The sequence below is a fragment of the Leptolyngbya sp. CCY15150 genome (genome assembly GCF_016888135.1).
GTDB lineage: Bacteria > Cyanobacteriota > Cyanobacteriia > RECH01 > RECH01 > RECH01.
Window position 1 is genome coordinate 13,431 of the sequence record NZ_JACSWB010000167.1, and the last position, 19,709, is coordinate 33,139.

Consider the following 19,709-nt stretch of genomic DNA (forward strand, 5'->3'; position numbering starts at 1 on the left):
CCTATCTTGCCCTAGGATGGCTAGAAATCTATGGGGATGATCGTTCCTCACGTTGACATTTTCAATTGATATAGTAGATTCAACATAAGTGAATCTTTAATTGTACGTAGACTATCCCATTTCGCATCAGGTTTAACAGCTTTTATTGCCAGCTAGGCGAAGGATTAATCTATGGTTCGACTGAGTAACGCGGCTAAATTTCAATCTTAAGATCTCAATCTTAAGATCAGCTTTAGATTGATCGACCTAACGTCATGCTTCTAGGCAGTCATGTTTCTAGACTAATTCAGATGATTAGACCTAGCATCATTAGGCCGAGCGTCAAGATCGAGTGTCAACGGTTGTTTGATCAATTGATGTGCAATCGCAACCTTCCATCACGACCTTCAATCATCGTTCATCGATTACTCAGCGATCGCTACTGCCCTAGTGTATGGACAGGGTGATCTAGATCTATCTAGAACGCGGGACAGAATTGGGGACAGACTTGAGGACAGACTTCGAGCTTTCTATTCAACAGTTAGATGATGAGATCACGTCAGGGAGGGAACCTAACCCATTAGCTTCAACTTGCTCCGCTGCATCCACGCTCTAAGCGTTAGGGCAAGCGTATCGTCCGCTGCCTTCATGGCTAGCCTTCGATACCCATAGGGAACGATGCATTTCACGGGCGCAACAGCTTTTTTTAACACCCATCTCAATCAGTCACGTCATCCTATCGATTTACCTCGGCTTCTCCATCGTTTATTCCTTACTCATATCCTATGAAGGCAACGTCTAATGATCACGACGGTATCTGGCTGACAGAAGGTGCAGAGGCAGATACCGAACAATCTTTACCCCATCCTTCCCAGGCATCTCAAAACGATGTACCCTCATCGCACTGGCTTGGTCAGATTGCGTCTGACCTATCCGAGGATTTGAGTGGGGATCAAGAGCCCACCATCGATGATACCGAGGCTGTCTTAGATAAGCCGGAAGGGACGCGATCGCTCCTGAACTATAGTAAAACTGCCAGTGACGATGCGGTCGGAGCTTTCTTTAAAGAAATGGCGCGCTATCCCCTGCTGAAGCCTGATGAAGAAGTGACCTTGGCCCAACGGGTGCGGTTTTTGGTGGACATGGAGGAGTGGCGCGATCGCTTAACCGATGAGCAAGGCAGACCACCCAACCAGGCTCAGCTAGCTGCCGCCGTTCAGCTCACAGAAGCCCAGCTAGTGCATCAGCTAGCCCTAGGGCGATCGGCAAAGCGGCAGATGGTGCGCTCCAATCTACGGTTGGTGGTTTCTATCGCTAAACGCTACCTCAACCGAGGCGTTCCTTTCTTAGATCTGATTCAAGAAGGCGCACTGGGGCTGAACCGGGCCACCGAAAAGTTTGATCCCGAGAAAGGCTATAAGTTTTCAACCTATGCCTATTGGTGGATCCGCCAAGGGATTACCCGCACGATCGCCAATGATTCGCGGACGGTGCGCCTCCCGATCCACATTGTCGAAAAGCTGAATAAGCTGAAAAAAGCCCAGCGGGATCTACGCCGGGATCTGCATCGCAATCCCACAGAGCGGGAACTCGTTGAGGCTTTAGAGACCACCCCCGACCAGTTGCGATCGCTCCAGCAGGTGCGCCGCACGGCCCTATCGCTCAACCATCGGGTGGGCAAGGGCGAAGACACAGAACTGTTGGAACTCTTGGAGGATAGCACCACCCAATCGCCAGAATCCCAGATTAACGACTCGATGATGCGCCAAGATATTTACGCCATCTTGGGGGAAGTTTTGAACGAACGGGAGCGGGACATCATCGCCCTGCGCTATGGTCTACAAACAGGCGAATCCCATACTCTAGAAGAGGTAGGCGGATTATTCAATCTATCGCGGGAACGGGTACGGCAAATTCAAACCAAGGCGATGCGGAAGCTACGACGTCCCCAGGTAGCGGCGCGCCTGCGGGGCTGGTTGCGCTAGGGTGAGAGGAGTCATCGGATGTCATCTGAGAAGCGGGTTGATGGACAAACGTCCTAACCGTAGCGGCGGCTCCGCATCTATGTTGCTAACGTCTCTCCCCTTCGCCCCATGCCCACCGATCTGATCCCCTTCCTGGCCGGCATCACCCTACTCATTCTCTACCTCCTGTGGTCTGCTGCCACCGAAATGGGTACAAAACCCTGGCGCAAATGACAGCCAAGTCATGGCACACTCAATGGCACACTAGATCTAAACCCATCAAGACCTTGGGTTCGTGCTCTCTGATGGCTGTTATGCCAAACCGATGATGACTTTTTTTCAATTTGAAGCAGACTTTGTTGAATCCCTGCGCTGCATTCCTATGCAGATTCGCTACAAGCTAGATACCTGCGGCGTCAAGCTCAAGCTCACCCATTGGCATCACCTCAGCCAGGGCGATCGCCAGACCCTTCTAGAGTTGCCCTGTGAGTCGCCAGCAGAGGTTGATCACTATCGTCAGGCTCTTCAGCAAATGATCACCCAAGCCACAGGTCAACCGGCCGGTGAACTGCCCTGTGATCCAGCTCCTCCGTGGCTCGATGCCCACAGTATGCCCGACAGCGTCCAAACCAAGGCTGTCGAATGCCAAGTGGCGATCGCTCTCCCTCAATGGGCAGATCTGACGCCACTCCAGCGCTTTGCCCTGATCAAACTCAGCCGCTCTGGTCATGAAAACCGTAATTTTGTGCCCGCGCTGCAGGAATTTGGTGTTCTCTAGCAGCTTTGGTCATTACCTGTGTTGGGATACCTTGACCGGCGTTCAATCCCCCTGAGTGGCCAGCGATCGCCACTCGCTTAGCAAGGTGGATGGCACCGGAATCAGTACATCATCTTGGTGGAGCACCGGTAGTTCCAAGCGCAGAGGCACGGCTGGATCTAAGTCTAGGATGATCGGCTGCAGATTGTACTGTCCCACATTGGGTTCAGGGCGATCGGCATCGGTAAAGATCGGTTGGGATGCATCAAGGGCAGCCCAGGATTGTCCGAGGGAGTTGGTCAACGTTAACGGCCGACTGCGATCGATGTCGGCCATGCCTGGAAAAGCGACTAACCGTAGATACAAAGGCACCTGACTATCTGGCTTGACGCGCTCGAAGGCGATCGCCTGCCAGGACTTGCCGTGCTGATCTTGCAAGGTCTGACGAGATTGATAGACCATCTGTCCGGGCGCTTCTTCCAACTGTCGGATGGCTGCATAAGCTGGAGTCTCAAACCAGCCCAGAGTTAAGATCACCATCAGTCCACCTAGGATGATCCTAGAGGTTAGATAACTCATCCTTACCCATTGTCTGTAGATCGATCCTCGGATATTATGGACTAACTGCATCTTGAATAGCCAGTTGAAGATCATCGGGAATAAAGACTGCATACATACCGCGTAGATCGCCCACTTGGAAGTCGAAGGCTAAATCTTGGGGATAGTTATCTTTGACAAACTGAGGACGGTTATTCTGTAACCCGTGACAGGCCAGACAACTCGCCTCCACATCAATGCGGCGATAGTAGCGACTGCCGCTTTGGTCTGCAAGGGTTTCTCGATCCCAAAACCCTACCAGATCTGGATTCTGCTCAAAGGCAGCGATCGCCATCCTTGCATGTAAGTTATCCGGTGCATGGGCTGGGTTACGATACTTGCTGGCCAGTTGCTTGACCTGCCATCCGTTTTCTTGACTCAGTTGCTTTGCCCGCATCCCCACCGGCCGGCAAACCTCTTTCATCGTCTGCATGGTCGGTTCGTCGGTGCTGCCCTCCAAGGACGAGGCTAGCCCTGAACGTAGGCCATCCAAATTTTCAATTTCCTGCACCGCCCGCGCCAGGTCATCTGTATGCGGAACCGTAGGCGCAGCTAGAGCGATCGCCTGTGCCCCCAACAGCCATACCACCACTCCCGTCAGCAAGATGGTCGCTACCTTGTTCCGAATAGAGCTCCCCCATGGATAGCATCTCGACCCTAGCCGCTTCCAGAATGTTGTCCAGTTCATCCCAAGACCCTCAGTTACAATGCGCCAGCAGCACGATCGCCCATCAATCGTCTGCACAAATATAACTATATGGTGTTATGGCTATGTCGTCAATTTGTAAGGGCTCCCTAGGAACCCGTGGTGAACGGCGTTCCCCAGAATCTCCAGTTCTCCTTATTAAAGGGCGATCGCCATTTGTGGATCAGGGCAGACTCCAGCCGCTGCCGTTGACGAGTATCTACCGGGGCATCGCGCCAAAAAGCGATATTCAACGACGAGGGGCGCTGGTGGCGTTGATGGATCTGGCGATAGTTCATCAGATAGCGCTTACAGTCATGCAGCCCTTTCCAGCGTTGGTTGGACTTCACGGTTTCGCCCACGTAGAGCAACAAGGGGACGGTGCAGTCGATCACAAAATAGAGGGCGGCAACGCCGGCGTCATCGGATTTCCAGCGCCAGAATTCGGCATTTTGGCGAGGCAACTGAAAGGGATCGATACCCTCCGCATCGAGGATCGGTTCGGCGGCGGCATCAAACAAGCTGGTCTGCTGCAGTGGTGGCGTAATCGTGACGGTACGTTGAAAGGCGGCGATCGCTTCTATCCAATGCACCAAGGCATCATGGCTCATTTCTAAGCTCGGCTCCACCAGCGTTGGGCGCTGAAATGTCCGCAAATGGTCAGCAGAAAAAAGAGATATCTGGGTCTCAGAGTCGGGGGCATTCATCATGGGGGCGATCGCAATCTAGGAGATGGTTAAACTGGGATAGTCAGACGGGGATCGTTATATCGGGGCGTCGATCAAAAATCCACCGCCACTATAGCCCACATCCCACCTCTAATCCCATCTCCAAGTCCACCTCTAATCCCACTTCCAAGTCCACCCTCTCATTCACCGCCCACCGTCTCATCCACCACCGCTCCAGCCCAGACGACAGGTGACCGATGGGTTAATGCTGGGGCGATCGCGGCTTAATTTTCCAGGTATGTGTTCGATTCTGAGTTTTGGCGGAATACTAAGTAGAGACGGGCTTAATTTTTTACCCAGAGAGTATTAGGTTGTTGCCACCTACCCGTTCGGCCATGTTTTCCTTGCTGTGAGTATGCCAAACCCTAGTCTAGAAACGAATGCTGCCACCTTGTTATCCAGTCAAGGTCTATGACATCCCCTAACGCCAATCTTCTGGTTATTGATGATCAAGTCGATCACGTGCGGATGATGTCGGCCCTCTTGGTTCAGCATGGCTACGACGTGCGCAAAGCTCTTTCGGGCAGAATGGCACTCAGTACCATCCAGGCAGAGCGGCCAGACTTGATCTTGCTGGATGTTCGGATGCCGGACATGGATGGCTATGAACTCTGCGCCACCCTCAAGTCTCAACCGGATACCTGCGATATTCCCGTGATTTTCTTGAGCGCCGAGGATCAAAGCCAGGAAAAGGTTCGGGCCTTTGAGGTGGGTGCCGTGGATTACATCACGAAACCCGTGCAAACCGGGGAAATCCTAGCGCGTATCTCTTGCCAGCTCACGATTGTGCGCCAAAAGCAACAGCTTTTAGACCAAAATAAGCGCTTGCAGCAGCAGGAAGACTTGATGCGTCAGAGCATGCGGCAAGAGCGGCTATTGCGTCTGATTACCCAGCGGATTCGCCAATCTCTCCAGCTCCAAGACGTTCTCAATGTGGCGGTGTCGGAGGTGCAGCAACTGCTGTCTAACGATCGCGCTTTGATTTTCCGTTTTCAGACCGACTGGAGCGGCACGGTGATCGCCGAAGCTGTCAGCGATCCAGCCTTGAGCATCATTGGCGAAACCATCCATGATCCCTGCTTTGCCTCAGATTGGCACCGTCCTTATGAACAGGGACATATCCGCGCCATTGATGACGTCACACAATCATCGCTGCAGGCCTGCCATGTTGAGATGCTGGAGAGCTTACAGGTTAAGGCCAATCTGGTGGTGCCCATTTTGCAAGCTGAGAATCTATGGGGCTTGTTAATTGTGCAGCACTGCAAACAGCCTCGGGCTTGGCAGTCTTGGGAAGCCTCGATGCTCCAGCAATTGGCGGGGCAACTGGCGATCGCCATTCAGCAGTCAGAACTCCACCACCAGCTTCAGCATCTGAATAACGATCTAGAGCGTCAGGTGAAAGCTCGCACCACCGAACTCCAGATTGCCTTTGAGTTTGAAGACACCCTGAAGCGGATTACCGACAAGGTGCGCGACACCTTGGATGAAGATCTGATTCTCGAAACCGCCGTGCGCGAACTTACCCAGGCTTTGGGTGTCTGCGGCTGCAACGCCTCTCGCTACAATCTACAAACCGGACTAGCCACGGTAGTCTATGAATACACCACATTACCCGGTGGAGATTACAAAGACCGGAGTGTGGCGCTTTCAGCCTTTCCAGAACTCTATCAGCCTCTCATGCAGGGCGAGTCGATTCAATTCTGTTCCCTCTTATCCAATGTCGATCGCGGCCCAGTGGTCTCCTTAGCTTGTCCTATCTTTGATGACCAAGGCATTCTTGGCGATCTTTGGTTAATTGATCATACCTACCAGGCCCGCTCGGAGCAGGATCTACGGTTGGTGCGACAGGTGGCCAATCAATGTGCGATCGCCATCCGTCAAGCTCGGCTTTATCAATCGGCCCAGGCCCAGGTGCAAAATCTCGAACGCCTTAATCTCCTCAAGGATGATTTCCTGAGCACCATTTCCCACGAACTGCGCACCCCCCTAGCCAGTATTCGCGTCGCCACCCAGATGCTGCAAATTACCTTCGAGCAACTGGGGATCACCGACGAGCGGGCCAATCGCTACCTAAGCATTCTCCACCAGGAATCGATTCAAGAGATTTCCTTGATCAACGATCTGCTGGACTTGCAGCATCTGGATGCTGGTACCAAGCCTTTAGAACTCGACACCATTGATCTCAAAGCATGGTCAGCTTCCATCGTAGACACCTTTCAAATTCGGGCAGAAGCCCAGCAGCAGAACTTTGAAGCCGAGATTGCCGAAGACTTGCCGCCCATTGTCACCGATCCGGCTAGCCTCAAGCGGATCATGACCGAATTGCTGAACAATGCCTGTAAATACACACCACCGGGCGATCGCATCCTGCTGGCTGTGCAGGTCAAAGACAACCAGCTCCACCTAAGGTTTCAAAACTTTGGCGTGCAGATTCCTGACAGTGAACTGCCCTATATTTTCGATAAGTTCTATCGCATCACCAATAGCGATCGCTGGAAACACGGCGGCACCGGCCTAGGCCTGACCCTCACGAAGAAATTGGTGGAATATCTCGGTGGCACCATCCAGGTCTACTCCCCAGAGCAATCAACCTGTTTCACCATTTGTCTGCCCCTCCGCCCCGCTCGCCTGCCGGAGGAGGATTGGTTACTCGCCGATATGTTGACCGATGACCATTACAACCGATGACCATTACAACCGATGACTATTACCCATGACGATCCGTAGGTGAGCTTGATTCAATGAAGCCAAGTGACCGGGTTTCGGCGTTGTTCAACCCTCTTCTCATCAAGACTTGAGCATTGATCAACGTCGAAGACCGATGACTATGACTCATGAAGCCAAGTGGCCGGGTTTCGACTTCGCCGGGTTTTGACTTCGCCCAACCCTCTTCTTCTACGGATTTGAGCATTGATCAACGTCGAAATACTGGCCCATCGTTTGTCCTCTCACGTATGAGCCTGGACTAGCTCACCAGGGAGTATGGGGGAATACACTTTCCTCTCCCTAGAGACCGCTATGGTGGAGGGTGCTAGATACTCAGCCACCATGGACTTACACAGTGTTGATACCTATCGCCGCCCCAAAAACCTCCAAGAACTGGGGGATTGGCAACCTACTTGGGCTTGGCTAGCCGGAGGCACCTGGCTGTTTACCGAACCCCAACCCCAAGTGCAAACCTTGGTGGATATGCAGGAGTTAGGCTGGGACGAACTCACGGTGACCCCTGCCGGTTTGACCATTGGAGCCACCTGCCCCATGCAGCGGCTGATCAGCGATCGCCTCCCAGAACCCTGGACTGCTATGCAGGCCCTGCAGCGGGGCGTGCAGGAACTGGCATCGTTCAAAGTGCAAACCCTGGCGACCGTGGCGGGCAATCTTTGCTTGGCGCTACCGGCGGGTACCTTTGCGCCGGTGATGGTGCTGCTGGACGCCGAGTATGAGCTGTGGACACCAGCGGGGGCGATGCGGCGGGTGCCGGCTCAGCAGTTTCAAACGGGGGCAAGGCAGACGATCTTGCAGCCGGGGGAAGTGTTGCGCTTTATGCATATTCCTGCCCAGACCATGGACTGGGCCACCAGCTATCACCGATTTTGTACAGCATCAGCGGGGTTGGCGATCGCTCTGGTCACAGCAGCCTACGATCCCGTGGCGCAACGGGTCAGGTTTTGTATCGGTGCATCGGTGGGCCGGCCCTACCTGGTGCAAGCCGAGGGCATCCCCACGATCGCTCAGCTTGCCGATTTATTAGACGCCCAGATTCCCGCCAGCGCCTACCTCGACGACACCCTGGCCAGCGCTGCCTATCGTCGTCATCTCACCCAGGTGCTGATGGCGCGATCGCTCTCTGACCTGCCCTGTTAATCCCTGCACATGCCACCTATGACAGAGTCTTTTTCCCTTCAGGTTAACCATCAAGCCCATGCCGTCTCCTGTGCAGCGGGTAGCAGTCTCCTCGGTTTGCTGCGCCAGCAGGGCTATGTGGGGGTGCATCGGGTCTGTGAAACTGGCGACTGTGGTAGCTGTACCGTCTGGGTGGATGGCGAGGCGGTGCATAGCTGTATTTATCCTGCTCGGCGGGCTGAGGGGCGATCGCTGACCACCATTGAAGGGCTGGGCGGCGACAGTCCCATGCAGCGGGCTTTTCTGCAGGAACAGGGGTTTCAGTGTGGCTACTGCACGCCGGGCATGATCATGAGTGCGGAGAAGATGACCGCCACCACCCCGGAGGCGATTCGCCAGCAGATGGACGGCAACCTCTGCCGCTGCACCGGCTATCAGGCGATTGTGGCTAGTATTGCGGCGGGTAAACAGGGCGTAGATCGGACATCCGAGACTAGTCTCTGCGATCGCGTCGGTGAGAATGTTCCGAAGCAGGATGGCCCAGACATCGTCAGCGGCGCGCCGGTTTACACCGATGATATTGCTCCAGCGGGATTGCTGCACCTGAAGGTGGTGCGATCGCCCCATGCCCATGCCCGTCTACGGCGCATTAACACCGAGAAGGCAACGGCCCTGCCCGGTGTGGTGCTGGTGCTGACCCATAAGGACGTGGAACGTCGCCCCTATTCCACCGCTGGCCACGGTGCGCCGGTGCCCGATCCCCACGATCATTATCTGCTGGACAACAAAGTTCGGTTTGTGGGCGATCGCGTGGCGGCGGTGGTGGCTGAAACTGAAGCGATCGCCCTCCAGGCCTGTGCGTTAATCGACGTAGACTACGAACTATTGCCCCCGGTGCTCGATCCGGTGCTGGCCATGGGCGATCGCGCCCTGGAGATGCTGCCCGATCGATCGCCCCCGCCGGCCCCGCCCGTGATCCACGATGAGCCGGAGTCGTTCCAAATCCACGACGCGGCCCATAATATTGCCGGGGAGGTGCGTCTGGAAAAAGGGGACGTGGCCGCTGGGTTTGCCGCCGCTGATCTGGTGCTGGAACGTACCTACCAGCTTCCCGCCGTGCAGCATGCCCATCTAGAACCCCACGTCAGCCTCAGTTGGCTGGATGAGGATGGCACTCTAGTCGTACGCTCTAGCACCCAGGTACCCTTTCACTGCCAGCGCCTCCTGTCGGAACTCTTTGACCTGCCCTCGGATCGAATTCGGGTCTTTAAGGCCAAAATCGGCGGCGGCTTTGGCAATAAGCAGGAAATTCTCACCGAAGACCTCTGCGTCTGGGCCACGCTGAAAACTGGTCGCCCCGTGCGCTGGCAGTTTACTCGCCAGGAAGAATTCACCGCCACCACCAGCCGCCACGCCACCCAGATCACCCTCAAAATTGGTATGACCCGCGACGGCACCCTCACTGCCATGGAGATGGGGGCGATCGCCAACACCGGAGCCTACGGCAACCACGGCACCCAGGTGGTCTTTCTCACCGGCAGTATGCCCTTGGGGCTATATCGCTGCGCCCATCAGCGGTTTGTGGGGCGATCGGTCTACACCACCACCATGCCCGCTGGAGCCTTTCGCGGCTATGGGGCCACCCAAGGAGTATTTGCGGTCGAGTGCCATCTGGATGAAATGGCCGCCATTTTGGGATTAGACTCCCTTGACCTACGACGACGCCAGGTGATCACCCCCCAGGATGAAATTTTGCTGGGCAGCGACCACCATTTTCACCTGATTGGCAGCTATGGTTTAGAGGAAGCTGTGGCCCGGGTGCAGCAGCGCTTGGGCAATTCTGCGCCGGTGGTCGAGGGATCGCGGCGGCGAGGCGTGGGGTTTGCGATCGCCATGCAGGGCAGTGGTTTAGCCAAAATTCACGAGGCCCGGGTAAGCCTACGGCTGAAGCCTGATGGCCGCTACGAACTGCGCACCGGTGCCGTGGACGTGGGTACCGGCTCCGACACTACCCTGCGCCAGATCATTGCCGATCAGTTGAGCACCACCGTCGAGGCCATTGATCTAATCGCCGCCGATACCCAACAAACGCCCTTTGATGCTGGCTCCTACGCCTCTGCCACGCTGTATATTTCTGGAACCGCCTGCCTGCGTGCTGCCCAGGAGATGCGATCGCTGCTGCTGCACCAGGCCAGCCAGCTCTTGAACCTATCGCCTGCCGATCTATCCCTCGCCTCCACCCAGGTGATGGGGCCGACATCCCTGCCCCTGACCACCCTATCCGAGAAAGTGCTGGCCACCGGCGAAACCCTGACCGTGGAACAGTCCTACGCCGCCGATGCCTCCACTCTCACCTTCGCCGTGCAGGGCGTGGAAGTCGAGGTGGATCTGGACACCGGTCGGGTCACGGTGCTGCGCTGTGTGCAGGTGCTCGACATTGGTAAAGCCATCAACCCACGGATCTGCGAAGGCCAGGCCATTGGCGGTACGGTCATGGGTCTAGGCTATGCCCTCCAGGAAGAGCTGATCCGCGACAGTCAGGGGCAGACGGTCAATCCCCTGTTTCGCACCTACCGCCTGCCCCTAGCCAAGGAGGTGCCCCCGATTGAGATTGAATTTATCGAACAGCCCGACCCCCACGGCCCCCTCGGCGCAAAAGGCATCGGGGAAATTGGCACTAACTGCACCGCACCTGCCGTCGCCAATGCCATCGCCCAGGCTATTGGCCAACGGCTCTACCAACTGCCCATGACCCCCGAACGGGTGTGGCGGGCTTTGCACGAACGCCATGACCCTTGAGTTTTACCGCCAGGTGCTGGATGTCTTGTCCCAGGAACCGGTGGCGATCGCCACGGTCATCCACACCCAAGGATCGGTGCCCCGAGAGGTGGGAGCCATGATGGCGATCACGGGCGATCGCACCTGGAATACCATCGGCGGCGGGGCGGGGGAGGCAGCGGTGATTGAGGCAGGCCGTGACGTGCTCCGTCAGGGAATGCCCCAGCGAGTGACCATTGACCTGGCCGCTACGGCCCAGCCCGGTCGCCATGGGGTCTGTGGTGGCCAGATGCAGGTGTGGGTGGCTCCATGGGTGGGGGACGAGGCGATCGCTCTCCTCCAGACCCTGATCGCCCAGCTCAAGGCCGGTCATCCTGTGACCCTCACGGTACCCCTCACCGACACATTGCCTACCCTATCGATGACTCCCCTCAACCCAAGCGCGATCGCCCCCGATGGTCAGCAGTTCTTCCATGTTCTGCACCCCAGCCCCACCCTGCTGATTGTGGGAGCTGGGCATGTGGGTCTTGCCCTTGCTCGTCTAGCCCAGATGATTGACTTCCAAGTCTGGCTCCAGGACGATCGCTTGGACTTGCTTCAGACTCTGCCCCCCGGAGTCACCGGTTACGAAGCCCTCCCCGCCCTGCCCCCCACTAGCTACATCGCCCTAGTCACCCGCAGCTATCACCACGACCTCACAGCCCTGCGATCGCTGCTCCAAGCACCCACCCCCCGCTATATCGGCATGATTGGCAGTCGGGCGCGGATCCATCGGGTCTTTCAACAGTTGGCACAGGATGGCGTAGAGGGCGATCGCCTCTCGTCGATCCATGCCCCCATCGGTCTCGATATCGGCGCACTCACCCCCGATGAAATCGCCGTCAGCATCGGTGCCCAGCTCATCCAAGTTCGTCGCCACTCTTCCACCCCATGACCTACGCCGCCATCCTCCTCGCCGCCGGTGCCTCCCGCCGTATGGGCCGCTGTAAGACCACCCTCCCATGGGGCGATCGCCCCTCTCTCCTTACCTACCAAACTGAACAGATACGCCAGGCCGGTCTCACGTCCATCGTAGTGCTGAGCCCCCACAACGCTCACCGCCAAGTAGACTGTGCTCCCAATACCCAGGTCGTGATTAATCCTAATCCTGAACAAGGTAAGGTAAGCTCTATTCTTACTGGTCTTGCTTACCTTCCTACCCCAGTCACTGCCCTGTTTCTCTGCGCCATCGACCAACCTCGCCCCGCCGACCTGTACCTTGCCCTCATCAACGCCAACAAACGCCATGCTGCACCCATTACCGCCCCTGTACACCAGGGTAAACTTGGCCACCCCCTCCTATTCTCAGCCACTCTCCTGCCCCGTCTCCAGCAGATTCGAGATGAAACCCTCGGTCTACGGGCTGTGGTGCAGCAGGTCTACCCTCAGATCCATCGCCTAGAGTGGCCCTCTGCCCTGGTTCACCATGATCTCAATACCCCCGACGCCTACACTCAAGCCTATGCAGTGTCCCCATCAACATGTCGTAGTGATAGATAACGTCGAGGAGATAGACGCTATCCTCGTCCTATTAGATCCTGTAACCAGACTCTCTTTCTAGATCACCAGCTAAAAATAGAAAGCTACAAGCCATCCAGGAATGTCGTACTATCTTGGCAAGGATGTGCGCAAGCTGTCTTGGCAAGATCGATGGAGGGTCTAGCATGTCAGCCGATGAGGTTGACAACCATCCCCTCATCTCCCTCACCCATCATGGGGACAACAGCCCAACGGTGACGGTGGTACGGTGGGATACGCTTCCTCAATCGTTCAACCATGCCCTGCAATCATGGATACCCGCAGCAATGCGATGTACTCGGTTGTTCCATTCACATGTCTGCATTCGTTCTAACCATTACACCCTAGGGGGACATAAACCCATGTCATTGTGCTATAGAGCCTCTATGTCTGCGATCGCCCTTCTGGGCCTCACCCTGGCTGCCTGCGGTGAAAGTAAGGTTGCCCAGTGCAATCGTCTGATTGAAGTCGCTAATAGTGCGGTCACGGCTGTGCAAGAGGTCACCACTGCAGCCAGTGCGGATGATCCGGAGGCATTAAATACCATTGCAGATACGGCCGATCAGGCGGTCGCTGATATGCAGGGCCTAGAGTTTGCCGATGAGCAACTGCAAGACTATCAGCAGCGGTTTGTGGCTATGTACGAGGAAACTAGCCGCGCTAGTCGTGCTATTTATACCGCCGTGGGTGCCTTGGATAACGAGGCCGCCCAGCAGGCTGTCACCGATCTGCAAACGGCGACGGGGCAAGAAACAGATCTTGTGAATGAGGTGAATACCTACTGCAGTGCATCTTAGACCTGCGGCTTTCCTTGGGCATACCCCAGCTTCCCAGACCTAAAGCCCTCCATAGCGGGCGATCGCGGGTTGAACCGTCTCTTGCCAAACCCAACGCTGATCGCCCCAGGAAAAATGCCACCATTCCTGGGGATGTTGGCAAAATCCAGCTGTGGTCATCACCTGTCGTAGCAGCAGCCGATGGGCGTGGAATTGCGCTGCTTGGGGATGGGTGGCGATCGCGGCTTGGTAATGGTCGGGATAGGAGCGGGGCGACATTTCATCGATGGGGGATCCCATGTCAATGGGCTGACCGTGGCCATCCACTAGGGTAATATCCACCGCTGCCCCGGTGCTGTGGGGCGGTGGCGTGGCCGGGTCAGCGCTGGGTGGAGCCCAAAATTGATAGACCTCATCCAGGAGGTGCTGCCGCTGGTCTGGCGTCAAGCGATCGCCCTCAAGCTGGCGTTTGTCCAACAGTTCCGCTAGGGTATAGTCCACCATAAACTGCTGAACAGCAATGGGTCGGTAGGCGTCGAAGATCAAAATCCGCCAGTCGCCATGGTGGATGGATAACTGGGCTTGGGCGGTGCGCAGACGGTCGAGGACTCCCTGTCGCACAAAAAAGGGAGAGCGATCGCCATAGGGTGCCCCTAAGTTCACATAGGCATGGGGGTGCTGGAAGGCAAATTCATCGGCGGGCAGCGGCACCAGCGGTTCGCCACAGTCTTGGATAGGAATTTGATAATGGGGTTTCAAGGGCACACAAGCAAACGGGATGTTCCCCATTCTAAACGTCCCAAGAGCAGGCTAATCAGGGGCGATCGCCCCTTGGGTTACGGGAATGGTAATTTGAAATTCGCAGCCCTGACTAGGGTGCGAGATGCAGCGAATTGTGCCGTGATGGTTTTCCGTGACAATTCTATAGCTGATGGCCAAGCCTAAACCCGTGCCTTCACCAATGGGCTTGGTGGTGAAAAAGGGATCAAACAGTCGAGGCTGGATGTCGGCAGGAATGCCTGGGCCATTGTCGGCGATCGCAATGGTAATTGCTGGCGACTGGGGGGCGATCGCTTCTGTGCAAAAGGTGCGAACGTTGATGCAGGGTTGGTCTAGCGTTCCTGTGCTTCGCAGCGCATCAATGGCATTGCTCAAGATGTTCATAAACACCTGGTTGAGCTGTCCCGGTAAACATTCCACCTGCGGTAAGTCTCCATAGTCGCGGACTACCTGAATGGCAGGATGGTGAGTGGTGGCCTTGAGTTGATGATGCAGGATGAGCAGGGTGCTATCAAGACCTTCGTGGACATTCGCCCGTTTCATATCGGCTTCATCCAACCGAGAAAAGTTGCGAAGGGATAGGACAATTTGCCGAATGCGATCGGCTCCCACCTGCATTGATTTCAGGGTTGATAGGATGTCAATTTGCAGAAAGTCTAGATCAATATCCTCAATGCGATCGTGGATAGACTGCGGTGGATCGGGGTAGATCTGCTGGTAGAGATCAATCAGCTTGATCAAGTCTTGGGCATACTGCTGCGTATGCGATAGGTTGCCGTAAATAAAATTCACGGGATTGTTGATTTCATGGGCCACCCCCGCCACAAGCTGCCCCAGGCTGGACATTTTTTCATGCTGAATTAACTGGGTTTGGCTATGGCGCAAGTCTTGCAGCATCTCGGCTAGTTGATCTGCCTGTTGCCGAGTTGTTTCCAAAAGTTCTGCCTGCCGAATGGCTACACTCAGGTGGGTCGCCACCTGCTGGGCAAAGTGAATTTCCGCCGGACGCCATAGACGCGGGCGAGCGCATTGGTGAATGCAGAGGAGTCCCCAAAGATACTGGCCCTGCAGCAGCGGCACCACCAAGTTAGCCTGCACTTGGAACTGTTCCAAAATGCTGATGTGGCAAGGGCTGAGATGGGCTGCATAAATATCATCGATGGCGTAGACCTTGCCCTTTTGGTAGCGCTTGGCATAGCTTTCACCAAAGCAGTGATCATGCACCTTGGCAGCGATCGCCGATCGATAGGGAGGCACGACATCTTCCGACACAAAGACCCCATCATCCCAGCCTGAGTTGGGATGGAAGCGAAACACACCAACCCGATCGGCGTTGAGGGTTTGCCGAACTTCCGTGGCGGTGGTCTGAAAAATAGTTGCTAAATCTAGAGATTCGCGAATCTTCGTGATCACGCGAAAGAGAATCGACTGTTGCCCCATCGGCAGCAGCGCGGGCACTGCGGGGCCAGAGGTTGCCAAAATCCGCTGGAGTTCAGCAAATGCATCATCATCTTGGCAATAGGCATGAAGTTGAGTCAAAAACGCTGCATCCATAGCCATCTACCAGCATCTTGGACAAGCAGTATGGCACCATGAACCTACCCGCCGTAATTGTCTGAAGGCTATGTTCATGCCATGCATCCTAAACACTGGACTAACCATAGATAAGTACCCAATCTTTATAGGCTGAATTTGTGCCCCTGGGTACGGTAGATACACGGCTTTTCTGGGCTAGAGCTGTCACACTCCACACTCCTACAAGCGTCGCTTCAGTACGAGGGGTTCCCCTGCCCCCAGGGTGCGCACCTGCGGGGTTAGGTCTAGCCAAGGTTGAAGCTGACCAGCCTGAAAGGTGCGACTCATGACCACGTAAATTGACGTTTGATCGCCGCCGATCGCCACCGCCTGTACCGTATCCCAGCTCTGGGCGTGGAGTTCGTCTGTCACCTGCCATTGTCCATCGTCCCAGGTCAAGTGCCGCACAAACTGGAAGGGAGCTGGAGCTTTGCCCACAATCAACACCCGCTGCAGCAGGCGACGAATCAAATCGGGGAAGAAACGTCCCACGGTTAGCATGACGATGCGCAGGATCAAAAGGTTCAGAGGGGTCATCTGCGTTTGCTTTGCCCAGCCCAAGGCACCCCGAATCGTAATCGCGTTCTCACTCTGCTCCACACGATAGTCTCCCACCAAATGGGCCACCGCTGTTTTAACCGATTTGCCCACCCGCACCTGAACGGAGAATTGCGTGTCGGACACCACAAGCTGGCGATCGCGAAAGAGCTTAAACACTCCACCCTTGTTCAGTGCCAGGTACAGCTCCGTATCCTGGCGGCGATCGATTAAAAGACGGGCATGGGGCAGCCAGATGCGATCGCGCTCTGGTATGACCGAGGGAGCTGTGTCATCCCCACGGGGCTGAAAGTCTTGCCAGGCCAGAAGGTAATTCCAAGCATGGTGACCAATGATATGGTCGTCGGCGTAGCAGGGGCCGAGATTTTGGGACAGACCAGTCAGGAAGCGATCGTTGATGGTCAGTGCTTGGGGCAGCCAGCGCCCCACCAGCTCGAAGCCATGGGGAAAAAAGTTGTAGGTATTGCGACTGGTGTATTCACCGCCGTAGGAACCATCGGGATGGACGAAATAGCTGGCCAGCTCCACCGCCTTGGCGATCGCTTCCTGGATGCGTGGATCGGGGCGCAGGTCATACAGACGCGCCAGGCAGGAGATGGTGAGCGTGTGATAGCCCGGATCGCAGCCTTCATATTCCTGAAACCAGCCCTCCGAGTCTTGCCAATCCAGCACCTGTTCTAGGCGCAGCGCCTTAGCCCGATCCCATTGATGGCTGTGGAGCTGAGCAGACAAACGCTCCAACCCCAAGGCAATCAACGCCTGATGGTTGGATAGCCGCCCACTTTCCTGGTGATCGGCCAGCCAATCTGCCCGGCGGGCAAAAAACCGCTGCACCGCTGGGTCATCCATGCCGATGATCTCGTAGCTTTCTAAGCAGGCCAGCAGGGAAAAAGCGGCGGCACCGCTGGCCCGTTCGAAGGGAAAGTAATCGTCACAGGAGCCGTCTGGGTGGGCACTGCGGGCGGCGTAGCGGATGCCGGCTGCTACCCAGTCTCGCAGCGCCGCCTGGCGATGGAAAGGATTGTTGGGACAGTCGGTTTGGTAGGCCAGCGCCAAGGGCCAAACAAACTCCTGGGCCATGCCGCTGGGAAAGTCGATGATTTTGTAATGCCAAAAGTTGCGATCGCCACATCCATAGGTAGGGCTATGACGATTGCGATCCATCAGGGTCAACAGCTTGGGAACTTGGGCGATCGCCGCTTGGGCAAACAAATCTCGGCTCATAGATTAGGCGACTAGAGGACAGACTGACGGCAGATCCAGGCTCAAGCATTGTGCCACGTATCGGCAAAGATACTGCGAACAGCGATCGCAATCCGCTGTAAGTCCTCATCCAAGAGCGGCGGCCAGTCTAGTCCCTGCTGTCGTCCTTGGTCATACCAACGGCGACTGTCCCCGGCTAGTTGGTATAGCGCGTTAGCCAGATCGCGATCGAGGGTGGGCACCTCTCGCAATTCTTCAAAGATCACCTTCAGCGCCAGCAAAATGGTCGTCACCTGCCCCGGCACCGGTGGACGCCCCGTCTGCAGCCGCATCAAAAATTGATTGGGATCCGCCGCTGGAACCTGGCCTTGGGTGAGCAAAATGTGGTGGGCGGTCTCGTAGTCCATAACGCTATTCTTTAGAGCAACCAGCAGATTGAGAGGAGCCCAAACCATGGGTGGAGCTTTCCTCCTCCCACCATTTAAGCGCCAAACGGCAGCGATCGAGAGGGGATGGTTGCCCTAGATTGGTTGGGAACCTGGCCAACATCAACAGCTCAGTACACCGCGGGTTCTGAAAATCCTAGAATATTAAGTGCAGAGAGAGGGGCAATTTCTGATAGCTTAACTACTGGGGGTGTTCAACGCACAGGCGTTTGTGCAGCGATCGCCCTCAATGACCCAGACAGGTATCGACCATGGGGCAAGCTCGGGTTTCCCGACGTTCCAAAGCGCTGGCTGAGTCTCTCGTATTGTTTGCAGTAGTCTTCACGATCTAGTGGGAGAACCAAGGGAATGACAATTGTTTTCAACCTATTTTTGTTTGCGCTAGTTGCACTCTCGTTCATCATGGTGATCGGAGTACCCGTGGCCTATGCGTCACCGCAAAACTGGGATCAATCTAGACGGCTTCTGTTTCTAGGATCTGGCGTTTGGGTTGCTCTGGTTATTTTGGTGGGAGTCTTAAATTACTTGGTAGTTTAATAGTCCCAGGTTTCAGCGTCGAGCCAATCTTTTGATGTTACAAAACGTTATAAATAATGACAGTTTTTGAGGGCAGTTTTACCCAAACTCAGGATTTGCGCCTAGCAATCGTGATTGGCCGCTTCAACGACTTAGTTACGGGTAAGTTGTTGGAGGGATGTCAAGACTGCCTGAAGCGTCATGGAATTGATCCCAATCCATCAGGCATTCAGGTTGACTATGCCTGGGTGCCTGGATGTTTTGAAATACCGGTGGTTGCGCACCAGCTTGCCCTCAGCCGTCGTTATGATGCCATTATTTGCCTAGGAGCCGTGATTCGGGGGCAAACACCTCATTTTGATTACGTAGCTTCTGAGGTCTCGAAGGGCGTCGCTGCTGCTGCTTTTCAAACCGGGGTGCCCATTTCCTTTGGCATCCTCACCACCGATAATATGCAGCAGGCCTTAGAGCGAGCTGGCATCAAGAGCAATCTAGGCTGGAACTATGCCATGAGCGCGATTGAAATGGCCAGCTTGATGCGCCAGCTTCGGCGAGCCCCCACAGGAAGCGCCCAGGGGCAGTTGGCAGGTAATCCCTCCCCGCTACCCAATGTTTCCCGAGCGATCGCTGAGCCTGGCAATTTAGACGCCTAGGGACGCAGCGTAACCTCATGGCAGACCCGCACGGAACCCCCAAGGGTGAGCGCTGGGAACCATGACGGAGTTAGCTCAAAATTTCAGCCCCAACGGGTTGACAGAGTCTGAAATTTCTGGCACATTAATAAAGCACAAGAAATTGCGGGTATAGCTCAGTGGTAGAGCGTCACCTTGCCAAGGTGAATGTCGCGCGTTCGAATCGCGTTACCCGCTTAAGATAGTCAAATAACCTAAGTCCTCAAAATTCTTCTGGAATTCTGGAGTATGACACTGTCCTGCCGTCACCTTGACAATTTTTGAGGGTTTGCTAC

General features: G+C 55.5%; 17 protein-coding genes and 1 tRNA gene. 11 read left to right on the forward strand and 7 right to left on the reverse strand.

All coding sequences use genetic code 11. From position 1 onward, the window contains the following. The first annotated feature begins 764 nt into the window (after nucleotides 1–764). Nucleotides 765–1,964 (forward strand): RNA polymerase sigma factor, RpoD/SigA family, encoded by a 1,200-nt coding sequence (locus tag JUJ53_RS09830; protein ID WP_204151834.1) that lies wholly within the window; start codon nucleotides 765–767, stop codon nucleotides 1,962–1,964. 304 nt (nucleotides 1,965–2,268) lie between these two features. Next, nucleotides 2,269–2,721, forward strand: a complete 453-nt coding sequence (locus tag JUJ53_RS09835) for a nitrate reductase associated protein (protein WP_204151835.1) — start codon at nucleotides 2,269–2,271, stop codon at nucleotides 2,719–2,721. 42 nt (nucleotides 2,722–2,763) lie between these two features. Here JUJ53_RS09835 and JUJ53_RS09840 read toward each other — a convergent pair whose 3' ends face one another. The 3 genes from JUJ53_RS09840 to JUJ53_RS09850 all read right to left on the reverse strand — a co-directional run bounded on the left by JUJ53_RS09840 (nucleotide 2,764) and on the right by JUJ53_RS09850 (nucleotide 4,692). Continuing rightward, entirely contained in the window at nucleotides 2,764–3,240 is a 477-nt protein-coding gene (locus tag JUJ53_RS09840; protein WP_239124946.1) for a DUF3122 domain-containing protein, read from the reverse strand. 73 nt (nucleotides 3,241–3,313) lie between these two features. Then, nucleotides 3,314–3,901 (reverse strand): DUF3365 domain-containing protein, encoded by a 588-nt coding sequence (locus JUJ53_RS09845; protein ID WP_239124947.1) that lies wholly within the window; start codon nucleotides 3,899–3,901, stop codon nucleotides 3,314–3,316. Between the two features lie 191 nt (nucleotides 3,902–4,092). Continuing rightward, nucleotides 4,093–4,692: a GIY-YIG nuclease family protein gene (locus JUJ53_RS09850; protein ID WP_204151837.1), complete on the reverse strand. Its 600-nt coding sequence runs from the start codon at nucleotides 4,690–4,692 to the stop codon at nucleotides 4,093–4,095. 429 nt (nucleotides 4,693–5,121) lie between these two features. Between JUJ53_RS09850 and JUJ53_RS09855 the strand changes: the two genes are divergently transcribed. The 6 genes from JUJ53_RS09855 to JUJ53_RS09880 all read left to right on the forward strand — a co-directional run bounded on the left by JUJ53_RS09855 (nucleotide 5,122) and on the right by JUJ53_RS09880 (nucleotide 13,685). Continuing rightward, on the forward strand, nucleotides 5,122–7,398 hold the full coding sequence (locus JUJ53_RS09855) for a response regulator (RefSeq protein ID WP_204151838.1): 2,277 nt from the start codon (nucleotides 5,122–5,124) through the stop codon (nucleotides 7,396–7,398). Nucleotides 7,399–7,758: 360 nt separating this feature from the next. Beyond that, nucleotides 7,759–8,574, forward strand: coding sequence for an FAD binding domain-containing protein (locus JUJ53_RS09860; protein ID WP_204151839.1), 816 nt, complete (start codon nucleotides 7,759–7,761; stop codon nucleotides 8,572–8,574). Between the two features lie 18 nt (nucleotides 8,575–8,592). Continuing rightward, entirely contained in the window at nucleotides 8,593–11,352 is a 2,760-nt protein-coding gene (locus JUJ53_RS09865) for a molybdopterin cofactor-binding domain-containing protein (protein ID WP_204151840.1), read from the forward strand. Then, nucleotides 11,342–12,265, forward strand: coding sequence for an XdhC/CoxI family protein (locus JUJ53_RS09870; RefSeq protein ID WP_204151841.1), 924 nt, complete (start codon nucleotides 11,342–11,344; stop codon nucleotides 12,263–12,265). The genes JUJ53_RS09865 and JUJ53_RS09870 overlap by 11 nt, the downstream gene beginning before the upstream one ends. Beyond that, entirely contained in the window at nucleotides 12,262–12,870 is a 609-nt protein-coding gene (locus tag JUJ53_RS09875; RefSeq protein WP_204151842.1) for a nucleotidyltransferase family protein, read from the forward strand. Before JUJ53_RS09870 ends, JUJ53_RS09875 begins: the two co-directional genes overlap by 4 nt. A 380-nt stretch (nucleotides 12,871–13,250) precedes the next feature. Beyond that, nucleotides 13,251–13,685 (forward strand): hypothetical protein, encoded by a 435-nt coding sequence (locus JUJ53_RS09880; RefSeq protein WP_204151843.1) that lies wholly within the window; start codon nucleotides 13,251–13,253, stop codon nucleotides 13,683–13,685. 39 nt (nucleotides 13,686–13,724) lie between these two features. Here JUJ53_RS09880 and JUJ53_RS09885 read toward each other — a convergent pair whose 3' ends face one another. The 4 genes from JUJ53_RS09885 to JUJ53_RS09900 form a co-directional block, all read right to left on the reverse strand. After that, on the reverse strand, nucleotides 13,725–14,423 hold the full coding sequence (locus JUJ53_RS09885) for a M15 family metallopeptidase (RefSeq protein ID WP_275415749.1): 699 nt from the start codon (nucleotides 14,421–14,423) through the stop codon (nucleotides 13,725–13,727). A gap of 51 nt (nucleotides 14,424–14,474) precedes the next feature. Continuing rightward, the gene (locus JUJ53_RS09890; RefSeq protein WP_204151845.1) at nucleotides 14,475–15,983 is read right to left on the reverse strand and encodes an ATP-binding protein; all 1,509 of its coding nucleotides are present in this window, start codon (nucleotides 15,981–15,983) and stop codon (nucleotides 14,475–14,477) included. 216 nt (nucleotides 15,984–16,199) lie between these two features. Next, a complete protein-coding gene (locus tag JUJ53_RS09895; protein WP_204151846.1) occupies nucleotides 16,200–17,801 on the reverse strand; it encodes a hypothetical protein in 1,602 nt (533 codons plus the stop codon). 41 nt (nucleotides 17,802–17,842) lie between these two features. After that, nucleotides 17,843–18,235, reverse strand: a complete 393-nt coding sequence (locus JUJ53_RS09900) for a Dethiobiotin synthetase (protein ID WP_239124948.1) — start codon at nucleotides 18,233–18,235, stop codon at nucleotides 17,843–17,845. Nucleotides 18,236–18,574: 339 nt separating this feature from the next. Between JUJ53_RS09900 and psbZ the strand changes: the two genes are divergently transcribed. The 3 genes from psbZ to JUJ53_RS09915 all read left to right on the forward strand — a co-directional run bounded on the left by psbZ (nucleotide 18,575) and on the right by JUJ53_RS09915 (nucleotide 19,611). Then, nucleotides 18,575–18,763 carry a photosystem II reaction center protein PsbZ gene (psbZ, locus tag JUJ53_RS09905; RefSeq protein WP_204151847.1) on the forward strand — a complete coding sequence of 63 codons (189 nt, stop codon included), beginning with the start codon at nucleotides 18,575–18,577 and terminating at the stop codon, nucleotides 18,761–18,763. A gap of 56 nt (nucleotides 18,764–18,819) precedes the next feature. Beyond that, nucleotides 18,820–19,395, forward strand: a complete 576-nt coding sequence (gene ribH, locus JUJ53_RS09910) for a 6,7-dimethyl-8-ribityllumazine synthase (protein WP_204151848.1) — start codon at nucleotides 18,820–18,822, stop codon at nucleotides 19,393–19,395. A gap of 144 nt (nucleotides 19,396–19,539) precedes the next feature. Beyond that, a tRNA-Gly gene (locus JUJ53_RS09915) sits at nucleotides 19,540–19,611 on the forward strand. Nucleotides 19,612–19,709 lie beyond the last annotated feature (98 nt).

What these genes read in the sequence shown, in the direction of transcription:
- JUJ53_RS09865 (WP_204151840.1), top strand. Translation starts at nt 8,593, where the DNA reads ATGACAGAGTCTTTTTCCCTTCAGGTTAACCATCAAGCCCATGCCGTC.
- JUJ53_RS09860 (WP_204151839.1), top strand. Translation starts at nt 7,759, where the DNA reads ATGGACTTACACAGTGTTGATACCTATCGCCGCCCCAAAAACCTCCAA.
- JUJ53_RS09850 (WP_204151837.1), bottom strand. Translation starts at nt 4,692, where the DNA reads ATGATGAATGCCCCCGACTCTGAGACCCAGATATCTCTTTTTTCTGCT.
- JUJ53_RS09855 (WP_204151838.1), top strand. Translation starts at nt 5,122, where the DNA reads ATGACATCCCCTAACGCCAATCTTCTGGTTATTGATGATCAAGTCGAT.
- JUJ53_RS09875 (WP_204151842.1), top strand. Translation starts at nt 12,262, where the DNA reads ATGACCTACGCCGCCATCCTCCTCGCCGCCGGTGCCTCCCGCCGTATG.
- ribH (WP_204151848.1), top strand. Translation starts at nt 18,820, where the DNA reads ATGACAGTTTTTGAGGGCAGTTTTACCCAAACTCAGGATTTGCGCCTA.
- JUJ53_RS09870 (WP_204151841.1), top strand. Translation starts at nt 11,342, where the DNA reads ATGACCCTTGAGTTTTACCGCCAGGTGCTGGATGTCTTGTCCCAGGAA.
- JUJ53_RS09830 (WP_204151834.1), top strand. Translation starts at nt 765, where the DNA reads ATGAAGGCAACGTCTAATGATCACGACGGTATCTGGCTGACAGAAGGT.
- JUJ53_RS09840 (WP_239124946.1), bottom strand. Translation starts at nt 3,240, where the DNA reads ATGGTGATCTTAACTCTGGGCTGGTTTGAGACTCCAGCTTATGCAGCC.
- JUJ53_RS09880 (WP_204151843.1), top strand. Translation starts at nt 13,251, where the DNA reads ATGTCATTGTGCTATAGAGCCTCTATGTCTGCGATCGCCCTTCTGGGC.
- JUJ53_RS09895 (WP_204151846.1), bottom strand. Translation starts at nt 17,801, where the DNA reads ATGAGCCGAGATTTGTTTGCCCAAGCGGCGATCGCCCAAGTTCCCAAG.
- psbZ (WP_204151847.1), top strand. Translation starts at nt 18,575, where the DNA reads ATGACAATTGTTTTCAACCTATTTTTGTTTGCGCTAGTTGCACTCTCG.
- JUJ53_RS09835 (WP_204151835.1), top strand. Translation starts at nt 2,269, where the DNA reads ATGATGACTTTTTTTCAATTTGAAGCAGACTTTGTTGAATCCCTGCGC.
- JUJ53_RS09900 (WP_239124948.1), bottom strand. Translation starts at nt 18,235, where the DNA reads ATGGTTTGGGCTCCTCTCAATCTGCTGGTTGCTCTAAAGAATAGCGTT.